The following is a 12,864-nucleotide window of genomic DNA, read 5'->3' as shown; positions in this document are numbered from 1 at the left end:
TCGTTTCTGCTTGGTAAGCACTTCCACATGATTTGAACTGCGCCATATTCAAGACGAAAAAAAACCTGCTAAGTTAGCAGGTTTTTTAGTATTCGAAACGTTGGATTAAGCTTTAAGCTTAAGAACTGTAGCAACTACTGGTGTAATTACTTACGTGATCTTGGCTTAGCCGGTTTAGCCGGGCGTCCGTTGTTCAATTTAGGCTTTTTGGTAGCCTGAGGTTTGCCATTGGTCGCTGGAGCACTACGACCTGAATCAGGTGTTGTAGTACCGCGAGTAGCAGGCTTCTTACGCTTAGTCTGGTTACTACGGCCTTTAGGAGCATTTGCACGCTCTTCGTGACGCTTAACAGCACGACGAATTTTCTGGCTACGAGAACGCTCACGCTTACGAGAAGTGTTTGCAGGATCAAGATCCAACAGTGTCTCTTTTTCTGGCTGAAGTTCAACAAGCTCACGCAAGTAGTTTACTTCTTGAAGATCTAGCTCTTTCCAACCGCCACGAGGCAGTTTCTTATCAAGGTAGATATCACCGTAACGTACACGTTTTAGACGGCTTACTGTTGTTTCTTGTGATTCCCATAGACGACGAACCTCACGGTTACGACCTTCGTTAATCGCTACGTAGAAAGTATGGTTCATACCTTCACCGCCAGCGTAAACCACGTCTTCGAAACGAGCCATACCATCTTCAAGTTGAACGCCACGAGTCACGTTTTTAACTTTTTGCTCAGTCACTTCACCAAACACACGTACTAGGTACTCACGCTCAACCTGACGGCTTGGGTGCATTAGGCGGTTTGCAAGTTCACCATCAGTAGTGAAAAGCAAAAGACCCGATGTGTTTGCATCAAGACGGCCAACTGAAATCCAACGAGAACCACGGATCTTAGGTAGACGATCGAAAACAGTACGGCGACCTTCAGGATCGTGACGAGTACAAAGCTCACCTTCAGGTTTGTAGTAAGCAAGTACACGACAAACCACTTCTTCAGAGGCCTTGCCTGTAATTGTGTGGCCATCGATACGGATCACTGAGTTCTCGTCTTCAAGACGCTCACCCAATTTCGCAACTTGACCGTTAACACTTACACGACCAGATTTGATTAAACCTTCTAGTTCACGACGAGAACCGTGACCAGCTCGCGCTAAAACCTTCTGTAATTTTTCGCTCATTTACTCTTTTCTACCTAATTGTCGTCTTCACAGACGTCGAATGAATTTTTCGCGACCAAATCGCGGTCGCGTATTATCGCAAATAACCTGCCAAAAAGCACTTGTTATTTACTCTGGCAGGTTTGCTGTTTCGTTACAGACTGTTAATCAGTAACGCTATTATTCAAACGGCGCTGGATCGCCGGCACCACGACGTAAAACAACGGCATCATCGTCACTGAAGTCAATAACCGTAGTCGGTTGCTCACCTAGATAGCCGCCATTCAAAATGACATCAACCGCATGCTCTAGGCTGTCGCGAATTTCTTCTGGATCCGATTCAGTTGTCTCGTTACCCGGAAGGATTAGAGACGTCGACATCAATGGCTCGCCCATTGCTTCCAACAGGTCAAGTGCAATCTTGTTGTCTGGTACACGAATACCAATCGTTTTACGTTTCGCGTTCATCAAACGCTTCGGCACTTCTTTGGTTGCTTTGAAGATAAACGTGTAAGCACCGGGCGTGTGCGCCTTAAGTAAACGGAAAGCAACGTTATCAACTCGTGCATACAGTGACAACTCAGAAAGATCACGGCATAACAACGTGAAATTGTGCTTATCATCGATTCGACGAATTTTACAGATGCGTTCAAGTGCTTGTTTATTTTCAAGCTGACAGCCCAGCGCATAACCGGAATCTGTTGGATAAACCACCACACCACCACTACGAATAATCGCAACAGCTTGAGTAATTAAGCGCGCTTGTGGGTTATCTGGGTGTACATAAAAAAACTGGCTCATTGTTGATCCTCGTTATCGAATCTCTCGACTCTATCATCAGAAGGAGCTGGTTCACCTAAATACTGTCATCAGTATCAGTTGGTGAAACCGTTTGAAACTCCCAATCTTTCCATACTTCTTCGACCCCAGAAGGTAGCCAGAGATTACGTCCAAGTTCCATCCACGGAGATGGATAATGGAAGTCACTGCCTTGGGAGGCTAATAGTTTGTATTGTATAGCATAATCCGCAAGTGTGCGTCTTTCTTGTTGTGCTTGCTGAGGTTGAGCCACTTCCATAGCGTCACCATTTGCTTCAACAAATGCAGCGAGCAGACGTTTAACCCACTTGGCTGTAAGTCCATATCGCGCAGGGTGAGCCAATACCGCTTGACCGCCAGCCGCATGAATAGCCGTTACAGCATCACTCATTGAGCACCATGTTGGCGGCACATAACCTGGATTGTTGCGCGTAAGAAACTTTTTAAACACTTGCTGCATGGTTTTCGCGTAGCCGTTGTCGACTAACCACTTCGCAAAGTGCGCTCGAGTAATTGGTGCATCACCAGCAATCAACTTAACTTCTTCCAAAACGCCTTCACGGGTCGCTTTCTCGAGTCGTTGAGCAATCATCTCAGCACGCCCAATACGATGAAGCTTTTGTTGTTCTATTAACGCTTTCAATTCTGGTGATTCAGGATCGACGTTTAACCCAACAATATGGATATCTTTGTTTTGCCAAACGGTTGAGATCTCGATGCCGTTAATCAACTGAATAGGAAGATTGTTATCAGCAATATAGCTGCGAGCTTCAGCAAGCCCATCAGTCGTATCATGATCTGTAATCGCTAACGCTTCGATGTTAAAGCCTAACGCTCGGTCAATCAGTTCAGGTGGAGTAAGTCGGCCATCTGAGGCTGTTGTATGACTATGTAGATCAATTCTCATATATTCTTTTTCATTGTTTTCAATTTTTATCGTTATATTTGTGTCAACGCACTTGACCTGCAAGCGCAAAACTAGTTAACTAGTACACAAATACGAAGTGTCACATTTGATAGGTTCACTATGTTACAAGAATTTAACCAAAACCATAAAGATAAAGTTTTAGAACTTTCTTCAGTAGAAGCAAGTTCAGAGCTTAATTGGTGGCGCACTTGGACAAGTTCTTGGTGGGCCAACGTGTACTTCTAATTAAACAGTTTGTTTATAAAAAAGTTATCACTAAGCCCGCTTTCATAGCGGGCTTTTTAATTTGTCGAACATCTCACATTCAACTGACTAACAAATCAACGAATTGACCATATTCTAGATTGGGTGAACGGTATCTTTATGCGACTATGTACGGCAGGAAATTTAAAGAATCATAAAGGAGGTCTTGTGAACAAGGCCATTGAAATCAAAAAGCTGGGAACCATTGAGGTCATCAATTCTTCAGTTCCTTACTCGCAAGATCCAACCAGCGTTTTTCATACTTTGTGTGAAAACAAAACAGACAGTCTGTTGCTGGAATCTGCTGAGATTGAATCTAAACAGAACCTGACAAGCCTACTCCTTATCGACTCTGCTGTTCGCATCGTATGTCGCGGACATGAAGTAACCTTCCAAGCATTGACTGAAAATGGTCAAGCGCTTATCGAACATCTCACTCAAAACGTTAAAGCAGAAATTGAATCTGACCTTACCGATAACGTTTTGACGCTGACTTTTGTCGAGCCAAGCAACGAATTAGATGAAGACTCACGTTTAAGAGAAGCTTCTTCATTCGATGCACTGCGTTTGGTTCAACACAGCTTTGAGCAAGACGCTGATAACAAGCACGCGTTATTCATGGCTGGCCTATTCGCTTACGACATCGTGGCGAACTTTGAACCGCTAGGCGATGCGGAAGCGACTAACAACTGCCCTGACTTTGTTTTCTACGTTGCTGAAACACTATTACGTTTCGACCACCAAGAGAACGAAGGCCTGCTTCACGCAAGCTTGTTCACTCAAGACGAAAGCATTAAGGCACAATTAACGGATCGTCTAGCTGATATTCAAACACAATGTCAGTCCTTGAAAGCGATTACCGAAGTAACTCCTTTAGACAACGTTGAAGCCGTACCAAGCGTTTCAGATGAAGATTTCTGCCAAACGGTTCGTGACTTAAAAGAGTACGTAGTTAAAGGCGATGTATTCCAAGTGGTACCTTCACGCCGCTTCACGCTACCTTGCCCTGCTCCGCTGGCGGCTTATAAAGAACTCAAGCAAAGTAACCCAAGCCCTTACATGTTCTACATGCAAGACGAGCTATTTACTCTGTTCGGTGCTTCTCCAGAAAGCGCGCTGAAATACGAAACCGAAACCAACCAAATCGAAATTTACCCAATTGCGGGTACTCGTCGTCGTGGTAAGCGCCCAAATGGCCAAATCGATTTCGACCTAGACAGCCGTATCGAACTTGAACTGCGTACCGACAAGAAAGAAAACGCTGAGCACATGATGCTGGTCGACCTAGCGCGTAACGATGTGGCTCGTATTGCCGAAGCAGGTACTCGCCACGTGGCAGACTTGCTGAAAGTTGACCGCTACAGCCATGTAATGCACTTGGTTTCTCGTGTTGTTGGTCAGCTACGTGAAGACTTAGATGCCCTACACGCTTACCAAGCTTGTATGAACATGGGTACGCTAACGGGCGCGCCAAAAATCCGCGCAATGCAACTTATCCGTGACGTAGAAAAAACGCGTCGTGGTAGCTACGGTGGCGCAGTGGGTTACTTAACGGGTGAAGGCACATTAGATACTTGCATCGTGATTCGCTCTGCTTACGTTGAAGATGGCGTAGCACAAGTACAAGCGGGGGCTGGCGTGGTGTTCGACTCAGACCCACAAGCAGAAGCAGATGAAACTCGCGGTAAAGCACAAGCGGTTATCTCAGCGATTCAAGCCGCGCATACTGCATCTTGTAAGTCATCATCAAATAAGCAGGAGTCGTAATCATGGCTGATATTGTATTCATCGATAACTTCGACTCGTTCACTTATAACCTTGTAGACCAGTTTCGTTCATTGGGACACAGCGTAAAGATTTACCGTAACAACATCTCGGCAAAAGTAGTGGAAGCGGCTATCAACGAGCTAGACAACCCTGTTGCGCTACTTTCACCAGGCCCTGGCGCTCCTGCTGATGCGGGCTGTATGCCAGAGCTAATTCAGCTTTTAAAAGGCAAAGTGCCAATGATTGGTATTTGCTTGGGCCACCAAGCGATTGTTGAAGCCTACGGCGGCACCGTTGCAGGCGCTGGCGAAATCATTCATGGTAAAGTGTCTATGATGGAACACCAAAACCATGCGACTTACCAAGGCTTACCTTCGCCGCTGGCTATCGCTCGCTACCACTCTTTAGTGGCAACGCATGTATCCGATAGCCTAACGGTGACCGCTGAAGTCGATGATTTGGTGATGTCTGTAGTTCAAGAACAAGACAAGGTTTGTGGATTCCAATTCCACCCTGAATCGATTATGACGACCTACGGTGCAACGCTTCTAGCGAACGCTATCGAATGGGCTCTTGAGAAACCTCTTCATCTAGAGAAAAGCTCTACTCTTGATAAAAAGACTAACTAGGAAACGATCATGGAACAGATTAATAAACTTTACGAACAACAGTCTCTTACTCAAGAAGAAAGCCAACAACTGTTTGATGTGATCATCAAGGGCGAACTAGACCCAATTTTGATGGCTTCTGCGCTTACTGCACTGAAAATCAAAGGCGAAACGCCGGATGAAATCGCTGGCGCAGCGAAAGCACTGCTTGCCAATGCAAACCCGTTCCCACGTCCTGATTACGATTTTGCAGACATCGTAGGTACAGGTGGCGACGGTCATGACACCATCAACATTTCTACAACTTCTGCATTTGTAGCAGCCGCGTGTGGTTTAAAAATAGCTAAGCACGGCAACCGCAGCGTATCGAGCAAATCAGGCTCTTCTGACTTACTGGATTCGTTCGGTATTAACCTAGCGATGACAGCAGAAGATACACGTAAAGCCGTTGACGAACTTGGCGTTGCATTCCTATTTGCTCCGCAATATCACGTCGGTGTACGTCACGCGATGCCTGTTCGTCAAACAATGAAAACACGCACTATCTTCAACATCCTTGGCCCACTGATTAACCCTGCTCGCCCTAACATCGAGTTAATGGGTGTTTACAGCAAAGAGCTAGTACGCCCTATAGCGGAAACCATGCTGCAAATGGGCATGAAGCGTGCTGCTGTTGTGCACGGTAGCGGCCTTGATGAAGTGGCTATTCACGGCGAGACCATCGTTGCTGAAATCAAAGATGGCAAAATTCACGAATACACAGTGGCACCGGCTGACTTTGGTTTGAACACTCACCCTCTTGAAGCAATCAAGGGCGGCGAGCCAGAAGAGAACAAAGCCATCACAACCGATATCCTGACAGGTAAAGGCACTGATGCTCAAGTTGGCGCTGTGGCAGTCAACGTTGCTCTGCTGATGCGTCTATTTGGTCACGAAGATCTAAAAGCCAACACACAGCAAGCGATTGACGCGATGAAATCTGGCAAAGCGTACGAGCTTGTACAAAAGCTTGCTGCACACGCCTAACGAACGACGAGACAAAGAACATGACACAGACTACCGATAAACTGTCGACCCACGTTTCAGTCAAAGAAGCTGAAATGGCGGAAGTATTAGCAAAAATCGTTCGTGACAAATACCAATGGGTTGAAGCGCGTAAGCAGACTCAACCATTGGACGAGTTTAAAGCAGCGTTAACCGCAACAGACCGCAGCTTTTATGATGCACTGAGCGGCGAACAAACGGTTTTCATCACTGAATGTAAGAAAGCATCTCCGTCAAAAGGTTTAATTCGTGACGAGTTTGATTTGGACTACATCGCATCGGTGTACAACAACCACGCCAACGCAATTTCAGTACTGACAGACGAGAAATACTTTCAAGGTGACTTTGAGTTTTTACCAAAGGTTCGCAGCATTGCTAAGCAACCTATTCTTTGTAAAGACTTCATGGTTGATACCTACCAAGTTTACCTAGCCCGTCACTACTCAGCTGACGCAATCTTGCTGATGCTATCGGTATTGGATGACGAAGAGTACAAAGCGCTTGCTGAAGTCGCTCACTCACTCAACATGGGTGTACTTACCGAAGTCAGCAACGAAGAAGAGCTTCACCGCGCAGTCGCTCTAGAAGCAAAAGTAATCGGCATTAATAACCGTAACCTGCGTGACCTTTCGACTGATTTGAACCGTACCAAGGAGTTGGCTCCGCTGATTCGCGAACTGGCTCCAAACGCAGTCGTGATTTCAGAGTCAGGCATTTATAACCACCAACAAGTTCGTGACCTTTCAACATTTGCAGACGGCTTCCTAATCGGCAGCTCTCTGATGGCTGAAAAGAACCTAGAGCTTGCGGTACGTAAAGTGACGCTCGGTGAAAACAAGGTGTGTGGTTTAACTCACTCTGACGATGCAGCAAAGGCTTATCAAGCCGGTGCGGTATTCGGTGGTCTGATTTTCGTTGAAGCATCTAAGCGTCATGTTGATATCGAAGCAGCTCGTTTAACCATGAGCGGCGCACCTTTGAACTACGTGGGTGTGTTCCAAAATCATAGCGTTACTGACGTTGCGAAAACGGTTTCTGAGCTAGGTTTGTTTGCGGTGCAACTGCACGGTGATGAGTCTCAAGCATTTGTCGATGAACTAAAACAATCTCTACCTGAAAACGTTGAGATTTGGAAAGCTTACGGTGTTGCTTCTGGTGCTGAAAACGGTGCTAAAAGCGCGCTACCAGAATTACTGAAAAGCAACGTGACTCGTCACCTGCTAGATACTAAAGTGGGTTCTCAAACGGGTGGTACAGGTCAGGCGTTCGATTGGAGCCTAATCAACAACCAAAGCGCAATCATGTTGGCGGGTGGCCTAAACCCAGACAATGCTAACCAAGCCGCTAAGTTAGGTTGTTTAGGATTAGACCTAAACTCTGGTGTTGAATCCGCTCCAGGTAAAAAAGACGCAGACAAACTGCAACGCGCTTTTGCAGCGATTCGTAATTACTAGTTCGGTTTCTAGAACTTAAACCTCGAACCTCGAACCCAGAGCTTAGAACTTAGAAGCTAGAAAGCTGAACCTAGAGCGCAGAATCAAAAAACAGATTAGTGAGCTTTGCCTTTGCGAAGCTTAAACAAGATTAAATGACTTGGTGTGAATACACATCGATAGAATTGAAGGAATAACACAATGGCTAAACTCGATGCCTACTTTGGTGAATACGGTGGTCAATACGTACCGCAGATCCTAGTGCCAGCACTAGACCAACTAGAACAAGCATTTATCGATGCACAAGCAGATCCTGAGTTCCGCAGTGAATTCATGACACTTCTACAAGAGTATGCTGGTCGTCCAACGGCACTAACGCTAACGCGTAACCTGACTAAAGGTACAAAAACCAAACTGTACCTAAAGCGTGAAGATCTACTGCACGGCGGTGCTCACAAGACAAACCAAGTTCTTGGCCAAGCATTGCTAGCAAAACGTATGGGTAAACAGGAAATAATCGCTGAAACTGGCGCAGGCCAACATGGTGTTGCAACGGCTCTAGCTTGTGCTCTCTTGGGCCTTAAGTGTCGTGTTTACATGGGTGCAAAAGACGTTGAGCGTCAAAGCCCGAACGTATTCCGCATGAAGCTAATGGGCGCAGAGGTTATCCCTGTTCATTCTGGCTCTTCAACGCTAAAAGATGCATGTAACGAAGCACTACGTGACTGGTCTGCAACTTATGAAGACGCGCACTACCTATTGGGTACTGCGGCTGGCCCTCACCCATTCCCAACGATTGTTCGTGATTTCCAACGCATGATTGGTGAAGAAACGAAGCACCAAATCTTAGCTCGTGAAGGTCGCCTTCCAGATGCGGTTATCGCTTGTGTCGGCGGTGGTTCAAACGCTATCGGTATGTTCGCTGACTTCATTGAAGAAGAGTCTGTTCGCCTGATCGGTGTAGAGCCTGCTGGTAAAGGTATTGATACCGACCAACACGGCGCGCCGCTTAAGCACGGTAAAACGGGTATCTTCTTCGGCATGAAAGCACCACTGATGCAAGATGAGAACGGCCAAGTAGAAGAGTCTTACTCTGTTTCTGCGGGTCTAGATTTCCCATCAGTTGGTCCTCAACACGCGCACCTAAATGCTATTGGCCGTGCTGAATACGACAACGTGACCGATGATGAAGCGCTTGAAGCGTTCCAATTGATTGCACGTAAAGAAGGTATTATCGCAGCACTAGAGTCATCTCATGCTGTGGCTCACGCTGTAAAAATGGCTCACGACGACCCAGAGAAAGAACAGCTATTAGTGGTTAACTTATCTGGTCGTGGTGACAAAGACATTTTCTCTGTACACGACATTCTTAAAGAGAAAGGAGCATTATAATGGATCGCTATCAATCACTCTTCACTCGCTTAGCTGAAAAGAATCAAGGCGCATTTGTACCATTTGTAACGGTTGGCGATCCTAACCCAGAGCAATCATTGAAGATCATGGAAACACTAGTGGAAGCCGGTGCTGACGCACTTGAACTTGGTATTCCATTCTCTGACCCACTGGCTGATGGTCCAACTATCCAAGGCGCAAACATTCGTGCTTTAGATTCTAAAGTAACGCCAGATGTGTGCTTCGATCTTATTGGTCAAATCCGTGCTAAATACCCAGAGCTACCAATCGGCCTACTGATGTACGCAAACCTGGTTTACGCACGTGGTATAGAAAATTTTTACGAACGCTGCGCAAAAGCAGGTATCGATTCAGTATTGATTGCTGATGTACCAACCAATGAAAGCGGTGAATTTGTTGCTGCAGCTGAAAAGTTTGGCGTTCACCCAATCTTTATTGCTCCACCAACTGCAAGCGATGAAACGCTTCAATCAGTTTCTGAGCTAGGTGGTGGCTACACTTACCTACTTTCTCGCTCAGGCGTAACAGGTGCTGAAACAAAAGCAAACATGCCAGTAACGGCACTGCTTGACCGCTTGAACAAGTTCGACGCGCCACCAGCACTGCTTGGTTTCGGTATCTCGGCTCCTGAACAAGTGAAAGAAGCGATTGTAGCTGGCGCTGCCGGTGCGATTTCTGGCTCAGCCGTTGTGAAAATCATTGAAAACAACGTTGAACAACCAGAAGCAATGCTTAAAGCACTTGCGGAGTTTGTTACGCCAATGAAAGCGGCTACGCAGAAATAATCACTGGTCATTAAATAGAAGCCAGTAATCATTGGTCATTAAATAGAACCTATGATTCAAAATATAAAAAGGCTCCACAACTGTGGAGCCTTTTTATTGCTCTTCATTTAAGCGAATTAGTCATCGGCTTTCATCGCTTTCTTGATTGCAGCCTCATTGAGCGTCGCTTTGATCGGATCGGTTATCTTCTCGACCAGATCGATGGGCATTGGGAATATGATTGTAGAAGTTCGCTCATTCGCTACTTCTGTTAGTGTTTGCATGTAACGCAGCTGAATCGCATTTGGCGCTTGATTAAGAACCTCTGCAGCCTCTTTCAGCTTGGTTGATGCTTCTAGTTCCCCTGTTGCATGGATCACCTTAGCTCGACGTGAACGTTCGGCTTCCGCTTGTTTAGCAAGGGCTCGCACCATACTGTCATCCAGATCAACATGCTTGATCTCGACATTGGCAATCTTGATCCCCCAGTTATCCGTGTGTTGATCCAGTATCGCTTGTAAGTCTCTATTGAGCTCTTCACGCTCAGACAATAGCTCATCCAACTCATGCTGACCGAGCACCGAACGCAGCGTTGTTTGCGAAAGTTGACTGGTCGCTTCGAGGTAATTCTCTACGTTATTGATCGCCATCTTCGGATCGAGCACTCGAAAATAGACCACGGCATTCACCTTCACCGACACATTGTCCCGAGTGATCAAATCTTGTGTTGGAACATCCAACACGATAGTTCGTAGATCCACTCGCACAATTTGTTGGATGAAAGGAATGATGATAATTAACCCCGGCCCTTTAACACCGTAAAAGCGCCCAAGGAAAAACACGACTGCACGTTCATATTCGCGCAGTACTCTGAACATGCTGGCTATCAACAAGATAACGAGCACAATAACAATACCGATAGTGTGTATAAACATAACCGCCCCCTAATGGTAACGATGGATAAGCAATTAATAATTCAATAACGTTTGTACTAGCATGTCGCGCTAGCTAGGTTTCGATGATGTATCATCGGTCAGCGCCTCAACATCCAAAGATAGCCCCGTCAGCTTGGTCACTCTGATGATCTGCCCCACTTGCAATTCACTCGCACATTTAGCTTGCCAGATCTCACCTTCGACTAGCACACGCCCCGCACCGGGGAAGCCGCTTACAACTTTGCCCGTGTCACCGACTACCGCTTCCATCCCCGTAGTCACTGGTTTGTTTCTCACTCGGACTAGCATTGATATTGTTACGACGATAAAGGCAACAGAGAACAAACTGATCCCGATAATTAGCGGCAATGCGATTTGATAACCAGGCACTTCGGTGTCCATCAGCATGATTGAACCCAACGTAAACGCAGCGACGCCGCCCAAACCGAAGATGCCAAAACTGGGGCTAAAGGCCTCTGCGACCATCAAAGCAATTCCCAATAGAATTAAAGCAAGGCCTGCGTAACTCACAGGCAGCATTTGTAAGGAGTACATCGCTAGTAACAGACAGATTCCGCCCAAAACACCCGGTAGCCCGACGCCAGGATTATAAAACTCCAGCAACAAACCGTAGATACCAATCAGCATCAAAATATATGCAACGTTTGGGTTCGTGATCACCGAAAGCAAACTAAAGCGCCAGTCTTGTTCTCGCTCGACAAAAGCAACATCACTAAGTTGGACTTCCTGACTGACACCGTTGATGGTGATGATGCGCCCGTTACTCAGTTCAACCAATTGCTGAAGGTCGCTGGCAATAAAATCAATCACGTTAAGAGTCAGTGCATTCTCAGAATCTAAACTCGCCGCTTCTCTTACCGCTTTTTCTGCCCATTCTTCATTGCGATTGTGTAGCTTAGCCAAACTGACAATGTAGGCTGCAGCATCATTGATGACTTTCTTCTCCATCGCAGTGGTGGCTTTTACTTGATCTGAATTCTCCTGTTTCGTTTCGTCTTGCTCACTCGCTGACGTGTTGTCATCTTTATTAGCATCGTCTTGAGGAGATAACGGATTAGCAGGCGCTTTGCCACCACCGAGCGACACAGGAGTTGCTGCACCTAGATTAGTTCCGGGCGCCATGGAAGCAACGTGGCTGGCAAGTAAAATATAGGTTCCGGCGCTCGCTGCTCGCGAACCCGCAGGCCCAACCCAAGTTGCTATCGGAATCGGTGATGTGGTGATGGATCGAATAATGTCACGCATCGACGAATCTAACCCGCCAGGCGTGTTCATTTTCAAAATGATGAGCTTTGCTTGCTCATCGTGAGCTTGTTCTATTTCTCTAGTGAGGTAATCACTGGTCGCCGGACCTATCCCCCCGTTCACCTCAACCACCCAGACATCATCGGCCTGAGCGAACACAGAGCTGAACAACAGAAGAAACGCAAACAAGTACTTTAATATAAAAGTCATAGCCCCTCTCCTTACAACTGAGATGCTAGATAGACGTTTTATTTAAAGCGCAGAGGTAACATCTTGGTAATAAATAGATACCTTAAGCATAGTTCAGGCTAAATTTCACACAACACGTACCTGTGGATTCACCCCAACATAAGCGTTCAAAAAACACTCGCAAATGAAATCAAAATGTTAACAAGACGTTTTCAATACCACCGCTTGTAAATCATTCACAAAATCTCCAGCGAAAAGGCTTTTATAAATTCAACAAATAACATCGCAATAAAAAACCAAG

12 protein-coding genes and 1 other annotated feature are annotated in these 12,864 nt (G+C 46.1%); of the genes, 7 read left to right on the top strand and 5 right to left on the bottom strand.

The features are described 5' to 3' along the window. Positions 1-146: 146 nt before the first annotated feature. The 3 genes from rluB to L3V35_RS14910 form a co-directional block, all read right to left on the bottom strand. Positions 147-1,175, bottom strand: a complete 1,029-nt coding sequence (gene rluB, locus L3V35_RS14920; protein ID WP_004729784.1) for a 23S rRNA pseudouridine(2605) synthase RluB — start codon at positions 1,173-1,175, stop codon at positions 147-149. 159 nt (positions 1,176-1,334) lie between these two features. Beyond that, the gene (locus tag L3V35_RS14915) at positions 1,335-1,955 is read right to left on the bottom strand and encodes an L-threonylcarbamoyladenylate synthase (protein WP_017076369.1); all 621 of its coding nucleotides are present in this window, start codon (positions 1,953-1,955) and stop codon (positions 1,335-1,337) included. A gap of 55 nt (positions 1,956-2,010) precedes the next feature. After that, complete coding sequence (locus L3V35_RS14910) at positions 2,011-2,880, bottom strand: PHP domain-containing protein (RefSeq protein WP_054547341.1); 870 nt, start codon at positions 2,878-2,880, stop codon at positions 2,011-2,013. A gap of 120 nt (positions 2,881-3,000) precedes the next feature. Between L3V35_RS14910 and L3V35_RS14905 the strand changes: the two genes are divergently transcribed. From L3V35_RS14905 to trpA, 7 genes are all read left to right on the top strand, one after another. Then, entirely contained in the window at positions 3,001-3,126 is a 126-nt protein-coding gene (locus L3V35_RS14905; protein WP_009848753.1) for a trp operon leader peptide, read from the top strand. Further along, positions 3,073-3,187 (top strand) — a sequence feature (Trp leader region). (Overlaps the previous gene by 54 nt.) A 125-nt stretch (positions 3,188-3,312) precedes the next feature. Next, complete coding sequence (locus L3V35_RS14900) at positions 3,313-4,911, top strand: anthranilate synthase component 1 (RefSeq protein WP_237300169.1); 1,599 nt, start codon at positions 3,313-3,315, stop codon at positions 4,909-4,911. Between the two features lie 2 nt (positions 4,912-4,913). Beyond that, positions 4,914-5,540 carry an aminodeoxychorismate/anthranilate synthase component II gene (locus L3V35_RS14895; RefSeq protein WP_017076372.1) on the top strand — a complete coding sequence of 209 codons (627 nt, stop codon included), beginning with the start codon at positions 4,914-4,916 and terminating at the stop codon, positions 5,538-5,540. A gap of 9 nt (positions 5,541-5,549) precedes the next feature. Then, positions 5,550-6,545 (top strand): anthranilate phosphoribosyltransferase, encoded by a 996-nt coding sequence (gene trpD / locus L3V35_RS14890; protein ID WP_237290222.1) that lies wholly within the window; start codon positions 5,550-5,552, stop codon positions 6,543-6,545. A 20-nt stretch (positions 6,546-6,565) separates the two neighbouring features. After that, a complete protein-coding gene (gene trpCF / locus L3V35_RS14885; RefSeq protein ID WP_237300168.1) occupies positions 6,566-8,017 on the top strand; it encodes a bifunctional indole-3-glycerol-phosphate synthase TrpC/phosphoribosylanthranilate isomerase TrpF in 1,452 nt (483 codons plus the stop codon). Between the two features lie 180 nt (positions 8,018-8,197). After that, complete coding sequence (trpB, locus tag L3V35_RS14880) at positions 8,198-9,388, top strand: tryptophan synthase subunit beta (protein ID WP_004729801.1); 1,191 nt, start codon at positions 8,198-8,200, stop codon at positions 9,386-9,388. Continuing rightward, positions 9,388-10,194, top strand: a complete 807-nt coding sequence (gene trpA, locus L3V35_RS14875; RefSeq protein ID WP_004729802.1) for a tryptophan synthase subunit alpha — start codon at positions 9,388-9,390, stop codon at positions 10,192-10,194. Before trpB ends, trpA begins: the two co-directional genes overlap by 1 nt. Positions 10,195-10,310: 116 nt before the next feature. Here the strand turns inward: trpA and L3V35_RS14870 are convergent, their stop codons facing one another. Then, the gene (locus tag L3V35_RS14870) at positions 10,311-11,108 is read right to left on the bottom strand and encodes a slipin family protein (RefSeq protein ID WP_065204854.1); all 798 of its coding nucleotides are present in this window, start codon (positions 11,106-11,108) and stop codon (positions 10,311-10,313) included. A gap of 69 nt (positions 11,109-11,177) precedes the next feature. Beyond that, positions 11,178-12,584: a nodulation protein NfeD gene (locus tag L3V35_RS14865; protein ID WP_171309104.1), complete on the bottom strand. Its 1,407-nt coding sequence runs from the start codon at positions 12,582-12,584 to the stop codon at positions 11,178-11,180. Positions 12,585-12,864 lie beyond the last annotated feature (280 nt).

The organism is Vibrio sp. L5-1 (genome assembly GCF_021728315.1).
Classification (GTDB): domain Bacteria; phylum Pseudomonadota; class Gammaproteobacteria; order Enterobacterales; family Vibrionaceae; genus Vibrio; species Vibrio splendidus_K.
The sequence above is the reverse complement of the archived record's forward strand: the minus strand, read 5'-3'. Positions and strand labels throughout refer to the sequence as shown.